The following is a 26,423-nucleotide window of genomic DNA, read 5'->3' as shown; positions in this document are numbered from 1 at the left end:
TGCGGTCGACGGCATCGAAGACGACTGCGACGACATCCAAAAAGGCTGCAGCGTCCACGTCCACGGTCTCCAAATCCACAACATCCAAATCCACGTCCACGTCGACGGACGGCATCACCATCACCCATCCCGAGCGGGTGGTGTTTCCTGCAGCGGGCATCAGCAAAGGCGATGTGGCCGACTATTACCGCGCAGTGGCGCCGCTGGTGCTGGCAGAGATCGCACGCCGCCCCTTGTCGCTGCTGCGCTGCCCCGATGGTGCCGGCGGCGACTGCTTCTTCCAGAAGCACGAAGGCCGCCACCTGGGCACGCACATCAAGGCGATTCCGCTGCAGCAGAAGAGCGGCACCGAGGACTACATCTACGTCGAAGATGCCGCCGGCCTGCTCGAGCTGGTGCAGATGAACACGCTGGAGCTGCATCCCTGGGGCGCGCAGGTCGACGATGCGGAGCATCCGGATCGGCTGGTGTTCGACCTGGACCCGGGCGACGGGGTGTCCTGGGCCGACGTGGTGGCGGCCGCGCGCGACATCCGCGCCAAGCTGCGCAGTGCCGGCCTGGAGAGCGCGGTGCGCCTGTCCGGTGGCAAGGGCCTGCATGTGGTGGTGCCGATCGTGCCGGAAGCGGACTGGGAGCAGGCGCGCGATTTCTGCGAGGCCTTCGCCCAGGCGCTGGCAACGCACGCGCCGGACCGCTACGTGGCCACCATGAGCAAGGCCAAGCGCCACGGCGTGATCTTTGTCGACTGGCTGCGCAATGGGCGCGGCAATACCAGCGTGTGTTCGTGGTCGCTGCGCGCGCGCGAAAAGGCCACCGTCGCCGTACCGCTGCGCTGGGAAGAACTCGGCAAGATCAGCGGCCCGGATGCCTTCCCGATGGACAAGGCCCTGCAACGGGCCAGGCGTCAGCGTGCAGATCCGTGGGAATCGGTGCTGGCGTTGCAGCAATACTTGCCCACCGGCGACGACAACCACTAAGAGCAGCCCACAAGACGACTGCGCCGCCACCAGGCGGGCGCAGCCGATGCTCGGAGTCGGCATGTAACGCGCACATCGCGGCTCCTGCGCGCAGCCCGCACCGACCCGACGACTGCTCGCTTATGCGATCAGATACGCATCACGCACACAGCCTGACCATCCGCACCGACCCTCTCGACAGGTCCTTGCCCGCGCACCGTCGCGGGACCTTACGTGGCATGGATGCCTCGTAAGCGCCTACACGGACGTACTTGCGGCGTGTCCCGCGAGGGTGGGCGGGCAAGGGCCCTGCAGCCAAGTCGCAGATCACCCGCTCTCAGCTACCAACGCATCCCAAATCCCCAATCCCATCAAGGCGAGACCGCGTTCTCCCGCGTCACCCGGCTCAACGCATCGCTGCTGATCTCGGCAATCGAATGGGTGCCAGTCAGGGTCATCGCCACGCGCATCTCGCGCTCGATCAGGGTCAGCAGATTCTCCACGCCGGCCTGGCCGCCGGCCGCCAGCGCATAGACGAACGCGCGGCCCAGCAGCACCGCGTCGGCGCCCAGCGCCAGCATGCGCACCACGTCCAGGCCGCTGCGGATGCCCGAGTCGGCCAGGATCTTCAGCTGCCCCTTCACCGCATCGACAATGGCCGGCAATGCGCGCGCGCTGGACAGCACGCCGTCGAGCTGGCGGCCGCCATGGTTGGACACCACGATGCCGTCGGCGCCGAAGCGCACCGCATCGCGCGCATCGTCCGGGTCCAGGATGCCCTTGATCACCATCGGCCCGGTCCAGAACTCGCGGATCCATTCCAGGTCTTTCCAGGCGATGGACGGGTCGAAGTTGGCGCCCAGCCAGCCGATATAGTCCTGCAGGCCGGTCGGGCTTCCGCGGTAGGTCGAGATATTGCCCAGATCGTGCGGGCGACCCAGCAGGCCCACGTCCCAGGCCCAGCGCGGATGCGTCACCGCCTGCAGCATGCGCCGCAGCGACGCGTTGGGCCCGCTCATGCCCGAGTGCGCATCGCGGTAGCGCGCGCCCGGCGTGGGCATGTCCACGGTGAACACCAGCGTGGTCACCCCGGCCGCCTTGGCGCGCTCCAGCGCGTTGCGCATGAAGCCGCGGTCCTTGAGCACGTACAGCTGGAACCACATCGGCCGCGTGATCGCCGGCGCCACTTCCTCGATCGGGCACACCGACACCGTGGACAACGTAAACGGGATCCCGCGCGCGGCCGCCGCGCGCGCGGCCTGCACTTCGCCTCGCCGCGCATACATGCCGGTCAGCCCGACCGGCGCCAGTGCCACCGGCATCGCCAGCGTCTCGCCGAACAGCTCGGTGCCCAGGCTCAGGTCCGCCATGTTGCGCAGCACCCGCTGGCGCAGCGCGATATCGGCCAGATCCGCGACATTGCGCCGCAAGGTGTGCTCGGCGTACGCCCCGCCATCGATGTAGTGGAACAGGAACGGCGGCAGGCGCGCCTGCGCGGCGGCACGGTAGTCGGAAGCGGCGGAAATGATCATCGAAGACGAACGGCAGCGGCGGGGTAGCCGCTGAGTGTAAGACCATCGGTGTGGCCGGTGGACCGCTGCGCGATCTGCAGGACGCAAGCCCGGCAAGGCCCAGCGCAGTGGTGCTGCGCCGCTGCCTTATCAACTCTTACCACACCAGCGGCAGCAAGCGCCGGCTCTGCGCTGCATAAGCCGGGTAAGCCAGCGGGAAGGCACGCTGCAACGCGGCCTCTTCGATCCGGATGCGGTGCAGAAACGCCAACGTCACCGGCACCACGATCGCCGCCACCGACAACGCATTGCCCATGCCCAGCGCCAGCCCGTAGAACGCCATCAGTGCGCCGGTATAGGACGGGTGACGCAGCCAGCGGTATGGGCCGCTGCGCACCAGTTGGTGGTCTGACTGGATGGTCACATCCACCGTGAACCAGCGTGCCAGCACCTGAATGGCCCATACGCGCAACGCCAGCCCACTGACGATTAGGGCGCAGCCGGCCCACTGCAGCGGTGCGTACCAGTCCTGCGGCCAGCGCGCCAGCCCGCTATAGGCCAGCGCCACCGCAGTGGCTACCGCCACAGACAGCACCCACCACAGCTGCTGCAGCGTGCCTTGGTCGTGCGCGCCACCGTCGCCGGCACGGCGGCGGCGACTGAGCAGCAGTTCGTAGCCGCCCCATAACAGATTGAGCGCAAGAAACAGACTCGAAGCGGACATGGTGTGACTCCGTGGCGATGGGTGGGCTGGTGATGCCAGTGTGCGCACGCGCCGCATGGATCGCAGGGGCCGCAGGTCATCGATCGCACCTGCCGGAAGTCACTTTCTGCACGCGCACCATTGCCGAGTGGCCGCGCGGCCGTCAGCATCGCCGCATGCATTCTTCCCTGAGTCATCTCTCGCATCCGCTGCGGCTGGCCGGTGCGTTCACCATCGCGGCGGTGGCGTTGTCGTTCATGCCCGATGCGTCACCCCAGGGCGCCTGGCGCTGGGGCGTGCTGGCCGGCTTCACCGCCTTGTTCCTGCTGCACACCGTGTTGCCTTCGCTGCATGCCTTGCGCACTGCCGCCACGCTGCTGCAGGCGGTCCTGGCCCTGCTGCTGGTGTGGATGGAGCCGCGTGCCGGCACCGCCCCGGTGCTGCTGGTCATGCTGGTCGCGCAGGCGGGCATGACCTGGCCGCCGGTGCGCGTGCTGTTGCTGGCGCTGGCATTGAACGCGGGCATGTATGCGCTGCTGGTGCAGGCCGGGTTCGAGCGCCCGTGGTTGATCGTCGGCATCTACGCCGGTTTCCAGGCCTTCGCCGCGCTGACCGCGCATTACGCGCGCAGCGCCGAGCGTGCACGCGATGCGCTGGCCTACGTCAATGCCGACCTGCTGGCCACCCGCGCGCTGCTGGCCGACAGCGCGCGCGATGCCGAGCGCCTGCGCCTGGCGCGCGAGTTGCACGATGTGGCTGGGCACAAGCTCACCGCCATGCGCATCAACCTGCGCCTGCTCGGTGCCGACCCGGTGCTGGCGTGGCGCGACGAGGTCGCAGTGGTGGAGCAGCTGTCGGCCGAACTGCTGTCGGACATCCGCAACGTGGTGCAGTCGCTGCGCGACGATCAGGGCCTGGACCTGCAGACCGCCTTGCGCGCGCTGGCCGCACCGTTCCCGCGCCCGGCGCTGCGCCTGCAGATCGACCCGGCCGTGCGCATCACCGATGCCCGCGTGGCCGAGCTGCTGTTGCGGCTGGTGCAGGAGGCGCTGACCAACGCGGTGCGGCATGCCGACGCCAACGAGGTCGCGGTGCACCTGCAGTGCGTGGATGCGCAGCTGCAGGTGGACATCTGCGACGATGGCCGCCGCGCCGAGCGCATCCGCGAAGGCAACGGCATCACCGGCATGCGCGAACGCCTGGCCGCCCTTCACGGGCAGCTTGAGCTTGGCCGCACGCCCACTGGCGGCATGCACCTGATGGCGAGGCTACCGGCATGAGTGCCCATCGCATCGCACTGGCCGACGACCAGATCCTGGTCCGCGCCGGCCTGCGCGCGCTGTTGCAGCAACAGGGCGTGGAGGTGGTCTGCGAGGCCGACGACGGCCAGGGCCTGCTGGACGCGCTGGTCAGCACCACCGTGGACGTGGTGCTCAGCGACATCCGCATGCCCGGCGTGGACGGCATCCAGGCGCTGCAGCAACTGCGCGCCCGCGGCGACCGCACCCCGGTGCTGCTGCTGACCACCTTCGACGACAGCGACCTGCTGCTGCGCGCCACCGAGGCCGGCGCGCAGGGCTTCCTGCTCAAGGACGCCGCCCCGGAAGACCTGCGCGAGGCGATCGAGCGGGTGGCCCACGGCGAGACCCTGCTGCAGCCGGTCAGCACCGACCCGGTACGGGCGCGCTACCAGTTCCGCGACCAGCAGCCCCCGCGCGAGACCTTCAGCGAGCGCGAGGTGGCGATCCTGCGCCTGCTCGCCGGCGGCTATTCCAACAAGGAGATCGCCCGCACCCTGTTCCTGGCCGAAGGCACGGTGAAGAACTACGTCTCCACCATTCTGGAAAAGCTCGGCACCCGCGACCGCACCAGGGCGGTGTTGAAGGCGATCACGTTGCGGGTGATTTGAGGGCGGGGATTGGGGAGTCGGGAGTGGAGATTGGTCAGAGCGGACTCAAGAAGCGGGAATCGGGAGTCGGGAGTCGGGAATCGCAGGAGCGGGGGTTGGGGTGAGGGTACGGGGGGCGAAGCCGCTCCTGGAATGAGATGGCACGAGGCTTCGCCCGTACCCTCATCCGCCCCTGCGGGGGACCTTCTCCCGCAGGGAGAAGGAAGAGCGGGCGGTCAGCCCGAATTGCTTGGCGCTTGCCCCTCGCTGGCCGAGTTTCGCTGCTGTCGGTGCTGTCGGTGCTGGCGTTGGCCCATTCCTCCCAGTCGAAGGGCGGTGGCTCTAGAGCGCTGCCACCGCCGCACGCGGGAACTGGCGCAACGCTTGGACACATCGCCACCATGGTGGATGACACGATCTCGCCAGGTTACATGGCATTGTTTCATAAGGGATTTCCCGGCTTCGGCAGGATTGGGTAGCAACCGTAAGGTTGCCGTCAGGTCGTGCGGGCGGCCAGGCGGGAAGGTCGTCCGGCGGCCACCGAGGTCGCTCGGGGACGCGCCGCGCTCCGGTCCGCTGCGGAGTCCGTCATGCCCCTGGTCCGGTATCTGTTCGTGTTGATCGTGGTGCTGTCCACCAGCGCCTGGGCGGCACCCACCCAGGCCGACTTGCCGATCGCCTGGGTCCAGGCCGCACTGCATACCCAGTCGCCAACCGAGCGCGACCTGCGCGTCGGCGTGGCGCCCTGCGACCTGACCGCGCAGGGCGCAGTGGCCCGGACTTGCGACAGCTTGTCCGCCCAAACCGATCAGGGGGATTGCGGCCCGGCCTGTCGGTCATGGGCAGGGCGCGGCGTTGGCAGCACCCATCGCATCGGCACCGGCACGCCCGGCGCGTGGTCTAGCCGCGGCCAGTTCAAGGTGGCTTTCAGCAACGGCTCCGAGCGCGATGACCGTCGCCACCCGGTGGCACCGCACTGCATTGCCGGCCTGGCGAACGCGCCGGCCGGCATCCAGCCGCGCGCGCGGGACTGCGTGGGGTAAAAAAACGTCGCCAGGTGCCATTGGCGAGACCACGGCAGGCCTGCCTGCCGCGATCTACGGTTGGCCGGAGCGCCCGGCAACGCGCACGCCAGCCAGCTCGCAGCGAGATACACCGGGACAGCCAGGAAGGTCATCCGATGGCAGCTGGTCCGGTGCGCAGGTCGACCGTAGGTATCTGCGGCAGTGGCCTGGCCATCGCTGGCCCAAGCCCCGCGCATGCGCACGCTGTGCCGCAACAACACACCGCAACAACACACCGCCTGGCGACGAGCCGCCAGACGGTGGTCGACGCAGGGCTTACGGCCGGGGCGGGGTTTCCTGCGGGTTGATCTGCGGATCGTTGCCCACCTGGGGGTCACAGCTGAACCAGGTCTTCTTGTCCTTCCGGCTTTCGTCCTCGACGATGATGGTCAGGAAGATCAGGGTCGGGACGCTATTGGCATTGGTGACCTGCACGCTGCGGCCGTCGGGGCTGATCGTGGGTTGCCCGATCTGTTTCAAGGCATCGGAACTCAGCAGGCTCCTGATCTTGAAATGCCGGGGGACGACGTCTTCATCGAAGTAATAGTGCAGCGTCGATGCCTTGTCGTGCTTGTCCACAATCAGCAGGTCCGGGGCGAAGCTGTAGAAATACTCGCCGGCACCGGTGTTGCCGCCGAATCCCACCCGCGCCACCGTGAGCTTGATCTTGAAGTCCGTCATGAGCTGTCCTGTTCCTTGAAAAGCGGGGCATAGAGGGAGACGAATCCCGGGTGGCGGTAGCCCGCGTGATACAGCCATCCGAGCTGTTGCGTAACGGCGCTGCGCTGGCCCAGATGCACCTGTGCGCGAATCCAGGGGTCCAGCAGGTTCTTGTCGCGGCTGTTGCCGATGTCCTTGCCCAGTACGGCCACCGCGCGCTGCCACGCCGCGCGTGCGCCGGCTGCGTCGCCGGCGGCGGCCTGGTGTTCGCCCTGCCAGACCAGCGCCTGGGCCAGCGCGGCCAGGCCGAGCAGATCGTCGGGCCTGGCGCGGTGCAGGGCATCCAGTTGCGCAACGATCGGCGCCAGGCCATCGGCGTGGTTGCCCGCGCGCGTGCGCTGCACGCGCTCAAGGCGCAGCGCGATGATGGCGTCCAGCCACTGCCACTCCGGCAGCGGTTGCGCCTGTGTCAGCAACCCGGCCATGGTCTGGCGGGCGCGCTCGAGGTGCCGCACCGCCAGTTCGGGCTGCCCGTCCAGCGCGGCCATCCAGCCGATCTGGGCGTCGGCATGCGCCAGATCGCGGCGCCAGGCGACATTGTCCGGCTGCAAGGCCACCAGCGCCTGCAGCATGCGCAGGCTGTCCTGCGCATCGGTCTGCGCCTGGTGCAGTTGGCCGCGCGCCAGTGCCAGGTTGGAGACGCGGATCAGTGAGCCGGCCAGACGCCTGCGCCAGGCATGCGCGTCGGGATCGTGGTCGACCAGCACACGCAGCATGGCGATCTGCTCGCGGTAACCCTGCTCGGCGGGGGCCAGCGAGCCCTGCGTTTCCTGCGTCAGGCTCAGCCAGGACAGGCTGTCCACCAGTTCGTAGCGCAGCGCTGCGTTGTCCGGCGTGCGCGCCAGCAACTGGCGCTTGAGGGCGATCGAGCGTGCAAACAAGCCGATTGCCGCACCGGTCCGGCCCTGTTCCTTGGCCAGCGTGCCGAGGTTGTTGAGGGCGTAGGACAGTTCCAGTTGCCAGTGCGGATCCTGCGGCGCGGCGCGCACCAGGTGTTCGCAGGCGGCCAGGTACTGCGACCAGTAGCGTTGCGCCACGGGCAACTGCTTGCTCCGGTAGGCAAGATCGCCCAGCCAATACGCGGTCTGCCCGGTTTCGGCGTGCGCCTCCAGGGACGCCGGTGCACGCGCACGCGCCTGCGCGGCAGTGGCGGCGGCACGCGTGAATGCCGCCTGCGCCTCGTCCAGCTTGCCCTGGTTCATCAGCACCTCGCCGGTGGTGCGCAACGCACGGGCGTGGTTGATCAGATCGCCTGTCTGCATGCTCGCGCTGGGCAGGTCTTCCAGATAGCGCAGCGCGCGGCTGCCCACGCTGTCGAGCAGCTTGAGGTTGCCCACCGTGCGCAACTGCTCGGCCAGGTCGCCGAGCATGTAGCTCACCAGTTGCTGGGCCTGGTCGCGCCGTTGTTCGGCCACCTGCTGCGCTTGCCGCGCCTGCCAGCCCAGCAGCATCGACGCGCTTGCCAGCACCACCAGCAAGATCGCCGCCGCTGCATACAGGCCGCGGCGGCGGCGTTGCGAGCGCTCGCAGGCATGCAGGAACGCGTGATCCAGCGCATCCAGATCCTGCGGCATGCGCCGCGCCGCCTCGCGCGCTTCGCTCAACGGGCGGCCGCTGTTGAGCAGGTGATCGCTGCGCCGGCCTTCGGCAGCCCAGCGCTGTGCGGCCAGCTGCAGCCGCTTGCGTGCCTGCAGCAGACGGCGGTTTTCGTGGATCCACTCGGCCGCGCGCGGCCATTGCCGCAGCAAGGCTTCATGCGCAACCGCAAACCCCGGCTCGCCGGCCACCAGCTCGCTGACGAACAGGCGCGCCTGCACGAAGGCATCCACCAGCACGCGCGCTGCGCCGTGCGCCGGCAGCGCCGACCACAGCGCACGCCGCGCGGTCACCGCATCGCTGTCGGGGTGGATCACGCTCAGCAAGCTCAGCACCTGGCCCAGCGCCGCCTGTGCGGCAGCCGGCAGGGCACGGAAGGTGTGTTCGGCATGGTGCGCCAAGGCGCCTTCCAGCCCGCCCAATGCGCGGTAGGCGGCAAAGGTCAGCAGCCCGTCGTCGCTGCGTTGCGCGTGCAAGGCATGCAGCAGATGCTGCAGCAACGGCAGGGCATCGGGCTGGCGTGCGGTGGCATCGCGCAGCACATCGTCCAGCCGGCTGGCGCTGTCGCGGTCCTCTTCGAAACGCAGCCCGGCCATGGCCGCCGGCACGCGGATGATCTGGCCGATCTCGCCATCGCGCGGCGCCAGCAGATCCACGTGGCCGTCGCCGCGTTTGAGTTCGACGATCTGCGGCAAGGCGTCGATCAGGCGCGGGTAGAAATCGCTGCGGGTGAGCATCAGCACCGCCACCTGCGCGCTGCTGCACAGCGCCTGCAAGGCCGCGGCCAGTGCGGCGCGGTCGGCATCGGTGATCCCGGGTGTGGCCACCAGCGCTTCTGCGTGATCGATCACCAGCAGAAGATGGCGCTGGGTCTGCGCGCTGTCGCGCGCTGGTGCGCGTTGACGCATCGCCTCGCCAATGGCCGCATGCAGCGGGGCAGGGCGCTGCAGCCACTCGGGCAACGCCGCCATCTGCGCCGGCGAAAACACCGCGCGCCCGCCGGCTGTCCAGTCGCCGAGTGCGCGCGCCAGCGTGTCGAGCACATCGCCGCCACGGCATTGCGCCAGGTTGCAGTACGCCACCGCAATGGCTTCCAGCCCATCCAGCCCGCCGGGCTGCGCCAGCAACGGCACCACGCCGGCGCGCAGCAACGAGGTCTTGCCGCAGCCGCTGGCACCGCTCACCAGTACCAGCCCGCGCTGGCTGTGCAATTGCGCACGCATCGCGCCCAGCACCTGCGCAATCGCATGGCTGCGGCCGAAGAAGACTTCGGCATATGTGGGATCGAACGCCTGCAGCCCCACATACGGGTTGCCGTGTCCCCACACCTGCGTGCCCATCACCGCACCGCGATAATCGTCGGGAAACACCACCTTGGGCAGCAGCCGGTACCCGCGCTTGCGGATGGTTTCGATGTAGCGTGGTTGGCGGCTGTCGTCGCCCAGCTTGCGGCGCAGTTGGGCGATGGTCTTGTGCACCGGGTTGTCGCCGTAGAAGCTGCCGTGCCACACCTCGATCAGCAACTGCTCGGCGCTGACCACCTCGCCGGGACGCTCGGCCAGCGCGATCAGCACTTCCATCATGCGCGGTTCCAGCGCGATGGCCTGGCCGTCGTCGATCAGCGCAAGCCGTTCCGGCTCGACCAGCAAGGGCCCAAGCCGAAACCGCGGGACGGAGCCCAGCTGCGTGACGCGCTCGCTTCGAAGAGACATTCGCTCGGATACCGGTCGCACGGTGGGAGGAGCCTCGACGATCGCCATCAGGCGCGGCCAGGCACGGCACGGCAGGCGCAAAAGTAGCACAGGCGCTGACGCAGGAAATCGATGGTGATCGCCGTTCGTTCGCGTCCGTGCGCGGAAGATGCATGCCCGGTCGTGCGGCATGCCAGGCGCTGCAAGCGGGCTTCACGCAGCGCCATACAGCGGCGTGTGGTGCGCCTCAGGCTGTTTCGCCAGCAGGCCAGCGATTAAGATGCCGCCAGCATCTTGCTGACCAGGAGTCCACGTTGATCATCCATCCCAAAGTGCGCGGCTTCATCTGCACCACCACGCATCCGCTTGGCTGCGAGCGCAATGTGCTCGAGCAGATCGCGGCCACGCGCGCGCGCGGCGTACGCAACGACGGCCCGAAGAAGGTGCTGGTGATCGGCGCATCCAGCGGCTACGGCCTGGCCTCGCGCATCACCGCCGCGTTCGGCTTCGGTGCCGACACGCTCGGCGTGTTCTTCGAAAAACCCGGCAGCCCCAGCAAGGCCGGCACCGCCGGATGGTACAACTCCGCGGCGTTCGACAAGCACGCCAAGGCGGCGGGCCTGTACAGCAAGTCGATCAACGGCGATGCGTTTTCCGATGCCGCACGCGAGAAGGTCATCGAGCTGATCAAGACCGAGATGGGCGGGCAGGTCGACCTGGTGGTGTATTCGCTGGCCTCGCCGGTGCGCAAGCTGCCGGGCACGGGTGAAGTGAAGCGCTCGGCGCTCAAGCCGATCGGCAACACCTACACCGCCACCGCCATCGACACCAACAAGGACACCATCATCCAGGCCTCGATCGAGCCGGCCAGCGCGCAGGAGATCGAAGACACCGTCACCGTGATGGGCGGGCAGGACTGGGAGCTGTGGATCGACGCGCTGGAAGGCGCCGGTGTGCTCGCCGACGGCGCGCGCAGCGTGGCCTTCAGCTATATCGGCACCGAGATCACCTGGCCGATCTACTGGCACGGCGCGCTGGGCAAGGCCAAGGTCGATCTGGACCACACCGCGCAGCGGTTGAACGCGCGCCTGGCCAAGCGCGGCGGCAGCGCCAACGTGGCGGTGCTCAAGTCGGTGGTCACCCAGGCCAGCGCCGCAATCCCGGTGATGCCGCTGTATATCTCCATGGTCTACAAGATCATGAAGGAAAAGGGCCTGCACGAAGGCACCATCGAGCAGCTCGACCGCCTGTTCCGCGAGCGCCTGTACCGCGAAGACGGCCAGCCCGCCGAGGTGGACGCCGAAAACCGCCTGCGCCTGGACGACTGGGAACTGCGCGACGACGTGCAGGACGCCTGCAAGGCGCTGTGGCCGCAGGTCACCACCGAGAACCTGTTCCAGCTCACCGACTACGCCGGCTACAAGCACGAGTTCCTCAAGCTGTTCGGCTTCGAACGCGACGATGTGGATTACGACGCCGATGTGGAGACGGATGTGAAGTTCGACTGCATCGAGCTGGGCTGAGAGCAGGGATTCGGGAATCGGGATTTGGGATTTGGGATTTGCAAGCGCGGTGGGTGACTGCACCGCTGATCTTCGGCGGATCCAAATGCATTGCGAAGGACAATCGGCAATCGATGCCGGTTGCCCTCGCTGTTACGAATCCCCACTCGCCAATCCCAAATCCCCGCCCCCAATGGACAAACTGATCGCCTTTCTGGTGCTGGCCGTTGTAGTCAGCGTGGCCTGTGCCGTGTTGCTGCGCTTCGTCAGGTTGCACTGGTCATTGAAGGCGATCGCCAATCTGTTGATCACCACGGCCGTCGTCTGCGCCGTGGTGATGCGGGACGGCTCTGCACCGCCCTGGAACCACGCCTTGCTGATCACGCTGTTCTTCAGCGTCCCGGCGTCGCTGTGTGTGGTGCTGCTGAGCGCAGGCTTCAAATGGATCACCAACAAACGCCGCAGCCGTGCGCCCGCCTGAAACGCGTGAGCGCAGCGAACAACACCTAGCAAGCACCTGCCCGCTGCCCACGGGCGCATCAGCCCTCAGCGCACCGCGCTCCGTTAGCAACAAGCCTGGACAGAGCGCCGAAAACCAGCGCTCTTAAGCTCTTACGATTCCCCAATCCCGATTCCCGATTCCCAGCGCGTCAGCGCCGCACATCAAACCGCGCATCGCCCACGCAGGCCTGCACATCGGCCACCGACAGCGGATTGAAATCGCCGGGAATCGAGTGCTTCAGGCAGCCGGCCGCCAGGCCGAAGCGCACCGTGTCGTCCAGCGACCAGCCTTCGATCAGGCCGTGCAGCACGCCGGCGGCGAACGCGTCGCCGCCGCCAATGCGGTCGATGATCGGGCTCAGTTCCTCGCTGGGCGCGCGCGCCACCGCGCCACTGCGCGGCACAAGCAGTGCGCCCAGGCTGTGGTGGTCCACGTTGTGCGCCACGCGCTGCGTGCAGGCCATCAGCTGCAGCTGCGGGAATGCGGCAAAGGCCTGCTGCCCCGCCGCTTCCACACGCGCTTCCAGCGTCTCCTGCGGGAACTCGCCGCCCAGCACCACGCCGATGTCGCGGTAGTCGGCAAACACCACGTCCGCACAGGCGAACAGCTGGTGCAGGATGCCGCGCGCATCGCCCTGCCAGCGTTGCCATAGCTTGGGCCGGTAATTGCCGTCGAATGAGACCTTGACCCCGGCCGCACGCGCCGCGCGTGCCGCCGCCAGCGTGGCCTGCGCCACGTCCGCACCCAGTGCCGGGCTGACCCCGGACAGATGCAGCCACTGCACCCCGTCCAGCAGGGCCGGCCAGTCGTAGGCGTCGGCCGGGGCCAGCGCAAACGCCGAGTCGGCGCGGTCGTAGACCACTTCGCTGGGGCGGTGGATCGCGCCGGTGGTCAGGAAGTACAGTCCCATGCGCCCATCCACCCGCCGCACATGCCGCGTATCCACGTCATGGCGGCGCAACTCGCCCAGCACCGCCGCACCCAGCGGGTTGTCCGCCACCGTGCTGACCATGGCCACGTCATGGCCGAAATGCGCCAGCGACACGCCGACATTGGCCTCGGCCCCGCCGCAATGCACGTCCAGCCGCAGTTGCTGCAGCAGCAGCTCGTGACCAGGCGCCCCCAGGCGCAGCAACAACTCTCCAAAGCACAGGATACGGGCACGACTCATGCGGCAATTACCTCGGCTGTGTGGTGCGTCACGGTGTGGGGGAACCGTCGCGCGTCAGGATGACCATCGGTGTCATTCTAGCCGGCGCCAAACGCGCCGGGCGAGGCCCATGATGCGACGCGCAGTGACCGCTTGCACCCCTTTTGGGCAAATTTGGTGACGTTTTCTGCTGCGCTGCAAGATGTTACGGGAGGATTCAGCTGGTAACGTCGTTTTGACCAGCGGTGTCATTGCCGCTCACAACCAGACTTTCATGTTGTTCATGGACCCTTGGGAGGGGAGGACATGCAATTTCGGACCACCAGCCGGAAGACACCGGTTACCTTGCTGGCGTTGTCGATCGGCCTTGCGCTGAGCGGCCACCTGGCAGCACAAGAAACCACCCAAGCGCCCGCAGAACCGGCCGTCGACCTGGACACCGTCACGGTGACGGGCTATCGCGCCTCGGTGGAAAAGGCCCTGGACATCAAGCGCGGCGAAGCCGGCGTGGTCGATGCGATTGTCGCCGAGGACATCGGCAAGTTCCCCGACCTCAACCTGGCCGAGTCGCTGCAGCGCATCCCCGGCGTGGTGATCACCCGTGAGGCCGGCGAGGGCCGCGCCATCTCGGTGCGTGGCCTGGGCCCGGAGTTCACCCGGGTGCGCATCAACGGCATGGAAGCGCTCACCACTGTGGGCGCCGGCGACCAGAGCGGCGGCACCAACCGCGGCCGCGGCTTCGACTTCAACGTGTTCGCCTCTGACCTGTTCTCGCAGCTGATCGCGCGCAAGACCGCCTCGGCCGATGTGGAAGAAGGCTCGCTCGGCGCCACCGTCGACCTGCGCACCGCGCGCCCGTTCGACTACAACGGCTTCACCTTCGCCGCCAGCGGCCAGGCCGCCTACAACGCCATGGCCGAGAAGGCCAACCCGCGCGTGGCCGCGCTGATCGCCAACACCTGGGCCGACAACACCTTCGGTGCCCTGCTGTCGGTGGCCTACACCGAGCGCGAAGTGCTGGAAGAAGGCGCCAACACCGGCCGCTGGGCCAACGGCCCCAGCAACGGCAACTTCAGTCCCGCCTCGCCGTACGCCGCGGCGCGCTCGGCCGATGTCTACCACCCGCGCTTCCCGCGCTACACCCAGCAGATCCACGACCAGGAACGCCTGGGCGTCACCGGCTCGCTGCAGTGGAAGCCCACCGACCGCACCACGCTGTCGCTGGACGCGCTGTATTCCAAGATCGACGCCAAGCGCGACGAGCACTACATCGAAGCGATCTCCTTCAGCCGCAACCGCGACGGGCTCACCCCGCGCCGGCCGGTGCGCGACGGCAAGCCGGGCACCATCGTGCGCAACGGCGAGATCCGCAACAACGCGCTGGTCTATGGCGAGTTCGACAATGTCGACATCCGCTCGGAAAACCGCCACGACGAGTGGAACACCAAGTTCACCCAGGTCAGCCTGGACCTGGAGCACCGCTTCAACGACGACTTCAGCATCAATGCCCGGGTCGGCACCTCGCGCTCTGCGCACGAGAACCCGGTGCAGACCACCATCATCATGGACAAGTACGACGTCGACGGGTACAGCTACGACTACCGTGGCAACAGCCGCGCGCCGGTGCTGAACTACGGCATCGACCCGACCAACCCCGCCGGTTGGGAACTGGCCGAAATCCGCCTGCGTCCGCAGTCGGTGGACAACGACTTCGACACCGGCCAGATCGACTTCAACTGGAACATCAGCCCCGGCTTCCGCCTCAAGGGCGGCGTGCTGGCCAAGAACTACAGCTTCAGCACCGTCGAGCTGCGCCGCGCCAACGAACTGTCCGTGCCCACCTTTGCCAACGGTAGCACCATCGTGCCGGCCGACCTGACCGAACAGGCCGGGCTCAAGGGCATCAACGGCAGCCCGTCCAGCTGGGTGGTGCCCAACCTGGATGCGGTGGCCGACCTGTTCGGCATCTACAGCAACAGCGGCACCTTCGCCGTGGCGCCGCGCGTGAATAACAGCCGCAGCGTCGAGGAAAAGGACCGCGGCGTGTGGTTGATGGGCGAGTTCTCCACCGACCTGGGCTCCATCCCGCTGTCGGGTAACTTCGGCGTGCGCTATGTGCGCACCGAGCAGGAGTCCACCGGCTATGCGCTGATCAACAACGCACCGGCGCTGACCACCGTGGGCCGCAAGTACAACAACACGCTGCCCTCGTTCAACCTGGTCGCCGAACTGGCACCGGACCTGCTGCTGCGCCTGGGCGCGGCCAAGGTCATGAGCCGCCCCGGCCTGGGCAGCCTCACCCCCGGCGTGACCGTGGCGGTGGCCGGTGGTGCGCGCACCGTGGCCGGCGGCAACCCGGACCTGGACCCGATCGAAGCCACCAACGTCGACCTCGGCCTGGAGTGGTACTTCAACGAAGGCGCCATGCTCGGTGTCGGCCTGTTCTACAAGGACATCGAGAGCTTCATCCAGACCGCGCGCGAAGTGCGTCCGTACTCCAGCAGCGGCCTGCCGGCCTCGTTGCTGGAGGGCACCGGCGCCACCGTCAACGACGACTTCGCTTTCAGCATCCCGCTCAATACCCCGGGCGGCGAATTGAAGGGCGTGGAAGCCAACTACACCCAGCCCTTCACCTTCCTGCCGGGCAAGTGGGCCAACCTGGGCGTGCAGCTCAACTACACCTGGGTCGATTCGCAGATCCAGTACCTGGCCAGCAGTGGCGCACCGGTGATGAAGAACGACCTGCTCGGGCTGTCGCGCTCGTCGTGGAATGCCACGCTGTTCTACGAAGGCGACTCCTTCGCCGGGCGCGTGTCGGCCACCAACCGCGACGACTACCTCACCCAGGCACCGGGTGCGGAAACCGGCTTCAACGTCGACGGCGTGCACGGCATGACCGGCACCACCATCCTCGATGCCTCGCTGCGCTACAAGATCAGCAAGCAGCTGGAGCTGAGCCTGGAAGGCATCAACCTCACCAACGAAGCCTCTGACGAATGGGTGTCCTCGCCGCGCACCGGCCAACTGCCGCTGCAGTACGCCGAAACCGGCCGCCAGTACCTGCTGGGCCTGCGCTACAAGTTCTGACCCGCTGTCTGCCCGCTGCGCACATGCGCAGCGGGCCCCGATCCGACGCCTGATCGCTGCGCATGCGTTGCCGTTGCTGCACGCATGCAACGCGGTGGGCGTGATGTTGGAAGCGTCAGGCACCACGCAGCGGACAGTCGCCTGACGACTGCGCAGCGGTGCTGTCGGTCGCTCATGTCGACGCCGGTGGCCCGTGGGGAGGCTGAGCGCGTCATTGCAGCCAGTGCCATTGGAGTGAGTGCATCATGCAAGCCCGTTTGCGTCGTCCCGCCGCCGAGGCAGGCGTCCGCCTGTCCGCCGCACGTCTGTCGGTGGCCATCGTCCTGGCCTTGCACGGTGTGAGCGCTGCCGCGCAAACCGTCGGCCCGCCGGCCACGCCCACCGATGCGGTCGACCTGGACCGCGTGCAGGTCAAGGCCACCTACCGCGAAAGCCTGCAGCAATCGCTGGATGCCAAGCGCTACAGCGTGGAGCAGGTGGATGCCATCTATGCGGAAGACATCGGCAAGTTTCCCGATCTGAACCTGGCCGAATCGATGCAGCGCATCGCCGGTGTCTCCATCGACCGCGAGGGCGGCGAGGGCAAGCAGATCTCCGTGCGCGGCCTGGGTTCGGACTTCACCCGCGTGCGCATCAACGGGCTGGAAGCCCTGGCCACCGCCGGCAGCGGCAGCGATGGCGTCAACCGCAGCCGCGGTTTCGACTTCAATACCTTTGCCTCCGAACTCTTCAGCCGCGTCACCATCAGCAAGACCCAGTCGGCGCAGATGGACGAAGGCTCATTGGGTGCCACGGTCGATCTGCGCGGCTCGCGCCCGTTCGACTTCGACGGCTTCGAAGCGGCCGCGTCCACGCAATACGGCTACAACGACCTCTCGCGCGAAAAGGATCCGCGCTTTTCCGGCCTGATCAGCAACATCTGGGCCGATGGCCGCGTCGGCGCGCTGATGTCGGTGTCCTACAGCGAGCGCCATCTGCGCGAAGAGGGCTACAACCCGGTGCGCTGGGAGCACGGCAACTACCGCAACTCCAACCAGAGCACCGCCACCAACAACGGCACCTATGGCTTCTGTTCGCCGGTGGGCTACAACCCGCAGACCCCGCGCAACCCGCTGGCCAACGAAACCCCTGCCGGGGTCGGCTCGCAGGCCAACCAGGACCGCAACAACGGCTGGGGCAGCTACGGCATCAGCGCCACCAACTGCGGCACCGGCATCGCGCGCCCGGCCAACACGCCGGAGAACATCCAGGCCTACGAAACCGCCACCAACGCCTGGATTCCGCGCTACCCGCGCTACATCCGCACCGACCACGAGATCAAGCGCCTGGGCGTCACCGGCGCGCTGCAGTTCAAGGTCAGCGACGACACCCTGCTGAACTTCGACATGCTGTATTCCAAGCTGGACAAGGACCAGCGCGAAGACTCGGTCGGTGCCAACCTGCACCGCACCGCCAACTTCGGTGGCAAGACCCAGATCGCCGTGCGCGAGGCGCAGGTGGACGACCAGAATCGCCTCACCTACGGCGTGTTCGACAACGTCGACTTCCGCACCGAATCCAGCAACATCGAAGAATCCACCGAGTTCAAGCAGTTCAGCCTCGACCTGCAGCACCGCTTCAACGACCAGGTGCGCGTCAACACGTTGGTCGGCCACTCGACCTCGGACTACGAACGCCCCGAGTTTTCGATGGTGAGTTTCGACAACACCAACCTGGACGGCTTCGTGCTGGACCGGCGCGGCGGCGGCGACTACCCCAGCATGAGTTTCCCCTTCGATGCGGGCAACCCGAATAACTGGCAGTGGCTTGGCTATGGCGCAGTGCCGGTCAACAGCAACGGCACCGCGCGCGGCACCAACATCAGCGAGGTGCGGCTCAACCCGCAGTCGGTGGGCAACACCTTCGATACCGCCAAGGTGGATCTGGAATTCAACATCAGCCCCACCTTCACCTTCCGCACCGGGCTGGCCTACAAGAACTACGACATGGACACGTCGGAGTCGCGCAACATCTCCTACGGGCGATTGGCGCAGGCATTGCCGGCCGGTGTGGGAGTGGGTGACCTGAGCACCAACCTGGACGGCTTCGGCCGCAGCTTGAACGGCAGCTTCCCCACCACCTGGGTGATTCCGGATTTCCAGAAGGTCGCCGACCTGCTCAACATCAATTGCGATTGCGACACCGGCGTGCCCGGCGGCGACTACCGCCTGGCCGATGTCGGCCACTTCGGCTCGTCCAACAACAATTTCGCCGTCAACGAAAAGAGCCTGGGCACCTACCTGCAGCTGGACTTCAACACCGACCTGTGGGGCCGCGCGCTGCGCGGCAACCTGGGCGTGCGCTATGTGCAGACGCAGATCGCCGCCAGCGGCTATGCCCCGTGCACAGCCACCGCAGCCGGCGCGATTTCGCCCAACTGCCAGTCGTTCTTCGGCGTGGCCAGCGCCACTGCCGCGGCCGGTGAGCGCCTGCTGGTGCCCACCACCGTCAACCACAACTACCGCGACATCCTGCCCTCGTTGAACCTGTCCTGGGATGTCAGCGACGAGGTGGTGCTGCGCTTCGGCGCGGCCAAGACCATGGCGCGCCCCACGCTGGCGTACCTGTCGCCCAGCGTCAGCGGCGGCCCCACCCAGTATTTCGACGACGGGCGCTTTTTCTCGATCAACCTGGGCAACCCCAAGCTCGACCCGTTCCGCTCCACCAACTACGACCTCAGCGCCGAGTGGTACTTCCGCGAGGGCTCGCTGCTGTCGGCGGCGGTGTTCTACAAGGACATCGACAGCTACGTGCAGCGCACCCGCGTGCTCAGCACCTGGGAAGCGATGGGCTACTCGCTGGATCTGCTGCCCGCAGGCTTTACCCCGGACACCATCTTCAACGTGCAGAGCTACTTCAACACGCCCGGCGGCCCGCTCAAGGGCTTCGAGCTGACCTACCAGCAGGCGTTCGACTTTTTGCCCGGCTTCTGGCGCAACTTCGGCGTGCAGCTCAACTACACCCAGGTCGATTCCAAGATCAATTACCTGTTCAGTACCGCCGGCAGCAGCAATACCAGCATCACCACCACCGCCACCGAGCGCGACCTGCTCAACCTCTCGCCGCAGTCCTACAACGCCACCGTCTATTACGACGACGGCCGCTTCAGTGCGCGCGTGTCCACGAGTTATCGCGATGGCTACATCAACAACATCCTCGCCCAGGAAGACGTCTACGACCTGGATGGCAAGCGCCTGGTCACGGCCGACGTGACCGGCAAATACAGCGTGGAAAACGTGGATTTCAACATGTCCTACAAGCTCAACGACCAGCTATCGCTGACCTTCGAGGCCATCAACCTGCTCGACACCCCCGACCGCCGCTACGTCGATTCCACGCTGGAACTGCCCGACAAGTACACCGTCACCGGGCGCCAGTACTACATCGGCGCGCGCTACAAGTTCTGACCAGGAGAGCGACATGCAACCGCATCGCAGAACCGTCTTACGTCAGTTGGCCGCCACCGCGTTGGTGGCCGTGGCAGGCCTGTGCAGCAACGCCGCCCTCGCTGCCGACCCGGTCTACACCGTCGCCAAGCAGGGCAGCGCCGGCTACCGCACCGTGCAGGCCGCCATCGATGCCGCCGTGCAGGGCGGCAAGCGCGCGCAGATCAACATCGGCGCCGGCACCTACCAGGAACTGATCGTGGTGCCGTCCAACGCACCGGCGCTCAAGCTCACCGGTGCCGGCGCCACCCAGACCATCATCACCTACGACAACTACGCCTCACGCATCAATCCGGCCACCGGCACCGAGTACGGCACCTCCGGCTCGTCCAGCGTCATCATTGCCGGCAACGACTTCACTGCCGAGCAACTGAGCTTCGGCAATCACGCCGGCCCGGTCGGGCAGGCGGTGGCGGTGCGCGTGGATGGCGACCGCGCCGCGTTCCGCAATGTGCGTTTCCTCGGCTACCAGGACACGCTGTACCTGCGCGGCGCCAAGCTGTCGTACTTCCTCGACTGCTATGTCGAAGGCACCGTTGACTTCGTGTTCGGCGCCGGCACCGCGCTGTTCGAGAACGTGCAACTGCACTCCCTGGGCGACGGCTATCTCACCGCCGCCTCCACCCCGCAGGAGAGCGCACGCGGCTTCGTGTTCCGCAATGCGCGCGTCACCGCTGCCAGCGGCGTGTCGCGCGTGTTCCTGGGCCGGCCGTGGCGCCCGTATGCCAGCGTCAGCTTCATCGGCAGCCAGCTCGGCGCGCACATCCTGCCCGAGGGCTGGAACAACTGGGGCAACGCCGCCAACGAGGCCACCGCCCGCTACAGCGAGTACCAGAGCAGCGGCGCCGGCGCCAACCCGTCGCGCCGCGTGAAGTGGTCGCGCCAGCTCACCGCTGCGCAGGCCGCCGCGCTGGACCGCAACACCATCCTCGGCACCTGGAGGCCGTTCTGATGCGCAAGCTCACCACCTTCGCCCTCGCCACTGCGCTGCTGCTGGCACCGCTGTCCGCACTGGCCGACAAGATCGCCGACAACATGTTGCTGCTGCAGACCGCCTCCGGCGGCTGGTCCAAGCAATACAAGGGCGTTGCCGTCGACTACAACCGCACCTTCACCGCTGCGGAAATCGCCGAGCTGCAGCAACCCGGGCGCAAGGACGACGCCACCATCGACAACAAGGCCACCACCTACGAGATCGGCTATCTCTCCACGCTCTACAAGACCGAGAAGAACGCCAAGTACGTGGCCGCCGCCAAGCGCGGCGTGGACTATCTGCTCACCGCGCAATACGCCAACGGCGGCTGGCCGCAGTTCTACCCGGACCTGTCGTCCTACCATCACCAGATCACCTACAACGACGATGCGATGGTGCGCGTGCTCAACCTGCTGCAGGACATCAGCGAGGGCAAGGGCGACACCGGCGCGCTGCTGCGTGCCAGCCACGGCGCACGCGCGCGCCAGGCGGTGACCAAGGGGCTGGAATGCGTGCTCGCCACCCAGGTCAAGATCGGCGGCACGCTCACCATCTGGGGGGCGCAGTACGACGAGGTCACGCTCAAGCCGGCCAAGGCACGCGCGTATGAGCTGGCGTCGCTGGCCTCCAGCGAGTCGGTCAGCATCGTGCGCTTTCTGATGCGCCAGCCCACCCCGTCCGCACAGATCAAAAGCGCGGTCGAGGCCGCTGCACGCTGGTTCGACACCCACCGCATGCGCGACCTGGCCACCAAGAAGATCGACGACCCCACTCAGGAAACCGGCCAGGACGTGATCCTCATCGCGCAACCGGGTGCGTCACTATGGGCACGCTTCTACGACCTGCAGAATCAACGCCCGCTCTACGCCAACCGCGACGGCAAGGCCTTGACCGAGTACATGCAGGTGCCCAACGAGCGCCGCGTCGGTTATGCCTGGCACGGCACCTGGCCGGACAAGCTGTTGAAGGACGACATTCCCAAGTGGCGTACCGCCAACGGTCTGTAAGTGCGTCGTCGCCACCGCGTGCAAGCGCGCGGTGGCTGTTTTACGTTTTGGAATTGACGAGGTGAGCGTGTCGAAGTTCTTGTTGGGAATGCTGTGCCTGATCGCGCTGCCGCTGAGCGCGGCCACCACCACCGCGCCGGAGCTGTTGTTCCGGGTGTCGGCCGACCGCGACCTGCAGGCCGATGTGGCCCGCGGCGACGGCGTGCCCAACTTCCGCGACAAGATCACGCTGGTGCCCACCGGCAAACGCGGCAACGCCATCGAATGGGCCGACGACGGCGTGCTGTCGTGGAACGCACCCGGCAACCTCTACACCCAGCGCGGCACGCTCGGCTTCTTCTGGCGCTCGCGTTATCCCGTGGGCGAAGCGCCGTTCGTGATCTTCCGCGTCGGCTACGCCGACCACACCAGCTGGGACATGGCCTGGCTGCGCATCGACTGGAACGGCCACGGCTTCGATGCCTTCGTCACCGACGCCAACCTCGCGCGCACCCGTGTCTCCTTCAAGCTCGACAAAGCCCCGGCTGCCAGCGACTGGACCCATATCGCGTTTGCCTGGGACGAAACCCGCGGCGTGCGCCTGTATGTCGATGGCAAGGAAGCCGCCCGCGTGGACTGCGGTGCGCCTTGCGCCAACGGCGGCGCACTCGACTTCGACGCCGCACTGGACCAGTTCGGCCTGGCGGGCCGCGTGATGTCGCCGCACCAGGTGCAGAGCCGCTACAACTTCCTGCGTGGCAGCGACTTCGACGAGATCCGCATCTACGACCGCATGCTCGACGCCAGCGCCGCCGCCGCGCTGGCACGCCTGCAAGAGCCCGCCACCGCTGAAGCACCCACCGGCAACGCGCAACACGCTGCCTTCCTGCACCGTTACGGCTGGGACAACGGCCACGCACCACCACTGTTGGACGCACCGGTCACCCGCATCCGCAAGGTGGAGTTCGCCGATGCCCGCGACCTCAAGCAATGGATGTGGAAGGCCACCGACGGCATCGCCGAAACCACCTGGCCCGGCGTCTACAACCGCTCGCGCCTGCCCGGGCGCGACGACTACTTCCAGCTGCCGGACTGGAACACCTATGTCGAAGGCGGCAAGGCGCTCGACCTCACCCTGCCGGACGAGCCGGTCAACCGCATCGAGCTGCGCGGCGCCGCCTACGGCCAGGCCACTTACGCCGCGCCCAACGCACAGGCGCAGCCACTGTTCGCACGCAGCCAGGGCGTGGTGCGCAGCGTGGACCAGTTCTCCGAGCGCCGCGGCGGCACGCTGCGCTTTGCCAACACCGCGCAGGAAACCCCCATCCAGGAAATCTGGGCCTACAACGTGCAGCCGGGCGAGGTGCCCAAAGGCAGCGCGCAACTCAGCTACACCGTGCGCAGCGACATCCAGCCCGACTACGACAACCTCGCCCCCTTGCGCGATGTCATCGCCGGCCGCTACCCGCCCGGCGAGCGCCAGACCGTGATCGCGCTGCCCACCAAGGCACCGGCGCGCAAGCGCCCCAGCGACAAGGCCGCAGCAGGCGCGCAGCAACCCATCGTGCACATCCTGGTGCCATCCAGCCTGGGCGACCCGCCGCCGGATCAGGCGCTGATGCGCAGCTGGTCCTACGGCTGGGAGAACATGCACGACGGCCTGGACGGCATCGCCATCACCCTGCCGGCGCTCAACCTGCCGGCCACCCACAACGGCAGCATCCCGCTCAACATCCGCATCAAGGACCCCATCTGGCCCGCGCGCGACATGATCGATGTCTCGGTCGCGGTCACTCCCGGCCAGGCCCGCACGCTGTGGCTGGACCTGCGCGACCGCATCCTCAGCAACGACAGCCTGATGCTCAGCATCGCCGCCGCCGCGCCCGGCTTCAACGCCAACGCACTCGACGGCACCCAGCTGCAGCTGGTGTTCAAGCCGCGCGCCGAGGCCATCAAAGAGCACGTCGCCGACCGCTTCAACCAGGTCAAGGACAACTGGGGCTTTCTGGTGGAAGAGCACACCACCTCCAAGCGCCAGCTGCTCTACAAGCGCCTGGACGCGGACATCACCGACCTGCTGCGCGTCGACCCGGACCACGCCCTCGGCCGCCAGTACTGGAACGACATCAGCTACGCCAACCAGGGCGCGTTGCCTGTCGAACTGCCCAGCGTGCCCAAGGGCGTGCCCGCCTGGGCGTTCTGGCAGCTGCAAGACCTCAGCGCCACCCGCCGCTATATCCGCTGGTGGATCGAGCAGCGCCAGGTGGCCTACGGCGATTTCGGCGGCGGCATCTCCGACGATTCGGACCTGGTGCAGCAATGGCCCGGCGTCGCGCTGATGGGCGTGGACCCGGACATGCTCAACGCCTCCATGCTCGCGCTGTCCGATGCCAACTACCGCAACGGCATGTTCACCAACGGCCTGTCCACCATCGAAACCGACGAGCTGCATTCCTACGAGGAGGGCATCAACCTCAACAGCGCCCTGCTGTACCTCAACTGGGGCGACCCGCGCACCGTCGAGCGCCTAATGCAGACGGTCAAGGCCTTCGACACCATCATCCAGGTCAACCCGCAAGGCCACCTGCTGTTCGCCAGCAACTGGTTCGGCGGCCGCAAGGTCTACCGCGAGCCCAACTGGCAATGGCAAAAACCGTACTCCTTCCCCATCGTGCACCCGGCCATCCTGCTGGGCGGCTATAACGCCGACCCCAACAGCCGCCGCATCGTCACCGGGTTAGCGGATGGCTACCTCGCCCACGCCTACACCAACGCCAAGGGCAACTGGGCGCTGCCCAACGAGATCAACTGGCAAACCGGCAAAACCCGCGGCGGCGAACTGTTCGAAGGCAGCGGCGGCGCCGACACCTTGCACACCTTCTGGGCCGCCTACCGCTTCACCGGCGAGCAGCGCTATCTCAAGCCCATCGACTACCGCGTCGCCAACAGCGGCCCCAACGGCCTGTCGCTGCTCAACGAAAACTTCCTCGATGTCATGGGCAAGCGCAGCGACTGGAGCGCCAAGCTCATCGATGCCGCAAATAAAGACGATGGCAGCGCCCCGGACTTCCCGCACCACGTGGCCTGGGAGCAGACCGGCAATCTCGATTATCTCGCTTCCATCTACCGCAGCGAGGCAAGAGAGAAACTGCAGAACTTCTACATGAACACCGAAGGCCACTGGTGGAGCGACCGCGTGGAATCCCCCACGGTCAACCTGCAACGCGCACGCCTAGGCGGTGTGGCGCTCAAGCGCAATCAAACCTACCCCGGCCATACCGTGAGCTGGCGCTTCGCCGATCCAGAGGCCGCCACCCAAGTGGCCATCGCCATCCCCGCACCCCAGCAAGACCGCTTCACCGTCATCGCCTACAACACCTCCAGTAAACCTCAGCGCGCCAGCATGACCGGCTGGAACGTCGCCCCAGGCCAATGGCGCATCACCCAGGGCGTGAGCAAAGGCAACGACGGCAAGCTCGACAGCAACGCCAAGACGCAAGAGCTCGCTTTCGAAAAAAGCGCGGCCATCGACATCGACTTCCCCGCAGGCCGCACCACCGTCCTGCAGCTCGAACGCATTGCAGCCACCACCCCGGTCGAACTGCGCCCGGACCTGGGTATTGGTCATGGCGATGTGCGCGTGACCGCAGACGGCATTGAGGTGACCGTGCACAGCCTCGGCCATGCCGATGCACCGGCGGGGTTTGTGGTGCTGGAGGATGGGCGCGGGAAGGAACTGGCAAGAGCTCCGTTCCCGGCACTCGCGGCACCACGCGATCTGCAGCCAATCACCACGCAGGTACGCCTGCCGCTAACCAACGCCGCAAGCGCAAAAGCCGCGCAACTGCGCGTCATCACCGATAACAACGTCGCAGAGATTACCGACCTCAACAATAAACTGCCGCTGCCAATCCCAACCACCGCGACAACGACAAAAAGCAGCCCATAACCAAACGCACCGATCCCTTCTCCCGCACGCGGGAGAAGGTGCCCGAAGGGCGGATGAGGGCAAAGCCGATAAAACCAACAATCAATCGCCAAAGCGCATTGACGCAACCCAAAAACTCGGCGAGGATCGAGGCACGCAGGACTTAATGCAGCCGCAAAGCCACACATTTCTTCAGGGGGAAGAAACAATGTTGAGCAAGGCATGGAGCATCGTGGCACTGACTGTGGCCGCACTGGGATTGTTTACCGCATCTGCGCAGGCGCGCGTCAGGGCCGCCGGCACGCACCACACCACCAGTCACGGCGGTCACTACAGCGCAGGCCACGGCGCCTCGCACAAGGGTGGCAGCTACCGCAGCACCAGTACCAATAACCATTATCGGCGTCACAAGTCCTAGCAGGTCTCGAGCCAACGCCACTCGGAAGTGCAGCGTATGCAAGAACTAGGACGCAAAGAATGCGCTATCAAAAACTCCTGAAGCTGCTGGCTGGCCTCGCTGGTGACATGCTTGCTGCGGCAGGCGCATTGGCGATGGCGCTGTTTGCAGCAGGCCAGATACGTGCAGTTCCTATTGGCTACCATCTTGCTAGATTGAGGGCGCATTAAATGATTTGCTTGATTGGATCGGCCTCAACGTCGTGCAAGCCGCCGTGCATTTCA

General features: G+C 66.8%; 18 protein-coding genes. 13 read left to right on the top strand and 5 right to left on the bottom strand.

Going from position 1 to position 26,423, the window contains the following annotated elements; translation table 11 throughout:
• Nucleotides 1-977: non-homologous end-joining DNA ligase (gene ligD / locus AC1KVE_RS19740; RefSeq protein WP_481093101.1), on the top strand; the 977-nt coding region annotated here is incomplete at its 5' end.
• Between the two features lie 350 nt (nucleotides 978-1,327).
• Here the strand turns inward: ligD and lldD are convergent.
• Complete coding sequence (gene lldD / locus AC1KVE_RS19735; protein ID WP_481093012.1) at nucleotides 1,328-2,488, bottom strand: FMN-dependent L-lactate dehydrogenase LldD; 1,161 nt, start codon at nucleotides 2,486-2,488, stop codon at nucleotides 1,328-1,330.
• Between the two features lie 136 nt (nucleotides 2,489-2,624).
• Entirely contained in the window at nucleotides 2,625-3,191 is a 567-nt protein-coding gene (locus AC1KVE_RS19730) for a methyltransferase family protein (RefSeq protein ID WP_481093013.1), read from the bottom strand.
• Between the two features lie 59 nt (nucleotides 3,192-3,250).
• Here AC1KVE_RS19730 and AC1KVE_RS19725 point away from each other — a divergent pair, with 59 nt between their 5' ends.
• From AC1KVE_RS19725 to AC1KVE_RS19715, 3 genes are all read left to right on the top strand, one after another.
• Nucleotides 3,251-4,450 (top strand): sensor histidine kinase, encoded by a 1,200-nt coding sequence (locus tag AC1KVE_RS19725; protein WP_481093018.1) that lies wholly within the window; start codon nucleotides 3,251-3,253, stop codon nucleotides 4,448-4,450.
• Nucleotides 4,447-5,079, top strand: coding sequence for a response regulator transcription factor (locus AC1KVE_RS19720; RefSeq protein WP_024939865.1), 633 nt, complete (start codon nucleotides 4,447-4,449; stop codon nucleotides 5,077-5,079). Before AC1KVE_RS19725 ends, AC1KVE_RS19720 begins: the two co-directional genes overlap by 4 nt.
• Nucleotides 5,080-5,648: 569 nt before the next feature.
• Nucleotides 5,649-6,101: a hypothetical protein gene (locus tag AC1KVE_RS19715; RefSeq protein ID WP_481093014.1), complete on the top strand. Its 453-nt coding sequence runs from the start codon at nucleotides 5,649-5,651 to the stop codon at nucleotides 6,099-6,101.
• Between the two features lie 297 nt (nucleotides 6,102-6,398).
• Here AC1KVE_RS19715 and AC1KVE_RS19710 read toward each other — a convergent pair whose 3' ends face one another.
• Both AC1KVE_RS19710 and AC1KVE_RS19705 read right to left on the bottom strand, forming a co-directional pair.
• Nucleotides 6,399-6,803, bottom strand: coding sequence for a hypothetical protein (locus tag AC1KVE_RS19710; protein WP_024939867.1), 405 nt, complete (start codon nucleotides 6,801-6,803; stop codon nucleotides 6,399-6,401).
• Nucleotides 6,800-10,150 (bottom strand): nSTAND1 domain-containing NTPase, encoded by a 3,351-nt coding sequence (locus AC1KVE_RS19705; RefSeq protein WP_481093015.1) that lies wholly within the window; start codon nucleotides 10,148-10,150, stop codon nucleotides 6,800-6,802. The genes AC1KVE_RS19710 and AC1KVE_RS19705 overlap by 4 nt, the downstream gene beginning before the upstream one ends.
• Before the next feature lie 293 nt (nucleotides 10,151-10,443).
• Between AC1KVE_RS19705 and fabV the strand changes: the two genes are divergently transcribed.
• Nucleotides 10,444-11,652, top strand: coding sequence for an enoyl-ACP reductase FabV (gene fabV, locus AC1KVE_RS19700; protein ID WP_047129881.1), 1,209 nt, complete (start codon nucleotides 10,444-10,446; stop codon nucleotides 11,650-11,652).
• A 172-nt stretch (nucleotides 11,653-11,824) separates the two neighbouring features.
• The gene (locus AC1KVE_RS19695; RefSeq protein WP_184457682.1) at nucleotides 11,825-12,112 is read left to right on the top strand and encodes a hypothetical protein; all 288 of its coding nucleotides are present in this window, start codon (nucleotides 11,825-11,827) and stop codon (nucleotides 12,110-12,112) included.
• Nucleotides 12,113-12,281: 169 nt separating this feature from the next.
• Here the strand turns inward: AC1KVE_RS19695 and AC1KVE_RS19690 are convergent, their stop codons facing one another.
• Nucleotides 12,282-13,304: a PfkB family carbohydrate kinase gene (locus tag AC1KVE_RS19690; protein ID WP_481093016.1), complete on the bottom strand. Its 1,023-nt coding sequence runs from the start codon at nucleotides 13,302-13,304 to the stop codon at nucleotides 12,282-12,284.
• Nucleotides 13,305-13,589: 285 nt separating this feature from the next.
• Here AC1KVE_RS19690 and AC1KVE_RS19685 point away from each other — a divergent pair, with 285 nt between their 5' ends.
• The 7 genes from AC1KVE_RS19685 to AC1KVE_RS19655 all read left to right on the top strand — a co-directional run bounded on the left by AC1KVE_RS19685 (nucleotide 13,590) and on the right by AC1KVE_RS19655 (nucleotide 26,369).
• Nucleotides 13,590-16,370 (top strand): TonB-dependent receptor, encoded by a 2,781-nt coding sequence (locus AC1KVE_RS19685; RefSeq protein WP_349778274.1) that lies wholly within the window; start codon nucleotides 13,590-13,592, stop codon nucleotides 16,368-16,370.
• Nucleotides 16,371-16,615: 245 nt separating this feature from the next.
• Nucleotides 16,616-19,816, top strand: a complete 3,201-nt coding sequence (locus AC1KVE_RS19680; RefSeq protein WP_481093100.1) for a TonB-dependent receptor — start codon at nucleotides 16,616-16,618, stop codon at nucleotides 19,814-19,816.
• Between the two features lie 13 nt (nucleotides 19,817-19,829).
• Nucleotides 19,830-20,807: a pectinesterase family protein gene (locus AC1KVE_RS19675; RefSeq protein ID WP_481093025.1), complete on the top strand. Its 978-nt coding sequence runs from the start codon at nucleotides 19,830-19,832 to the stop codon at nucleotides 20,805-20,807.
• A complete protein-coding gene (pelA, locus tag AC1KVE_RS19670) occupies nucleotides 20,807-21,835 on the top strand; it encodes a pectate lyase (RefSeq protein WP_481093026.1) in 1,029 nt (342 codons plus the stop codon). The genes AC1KVE_RS19675 and pelA overlap by 1 nt, the downstream gene beginning before the upstream one ends.
• An 88-nt stretch (nucleotides 21,836-21,923) precedes the next feature.
• A complete protein-coding gene (locus AC1KVE_RS19665; protein WP_481093041.1) occupies nucleotides 21,924-25,763 on the top strand; it encodes a LamG-like jellyroll fold domain-containing protein in 3,840 nt (1,279 codons plus the stop codon).
• 187 nt (nucleotides 25,764-25,950) lie between these two features.
• Nucleotides 25,951-26,160, top strand: a complete 210-nt coding sequence (locus AC1KVE_RS19660; protein WP_059027527.1) for a hypothetical protein — start codon at nucleotides 25,951-25,953, stop codon at nucleotides 26,158-26,160.
• Between the two features lie 59 nt (nucleotides 26,161-26,219).
• The gene (locus AC1KVE_RS19655; protein WP_481093043.1) at nucleotides 26,220-26,369 is read left to right on the top strand and encodes a hypothetical protein; all 150 of its coding nucleotides are present in this window, start codon (nucleotides 26,220-26,222) and stop codon (nucleotides 26,367-26,369) included.
• Nucleotides 26,370-26,423 lie beyond the last annotated feature (54 nt).

The sequence above is a fragment of the Xanthomonas sp. NCPPB 2864 genome (genome assembly GCF_056675615.1).
The sequence above is the reverse complement of the archived record's forward strand: the minus strand, read 5'-3'. Positions and strand labels throughout refer to the sequence as shown.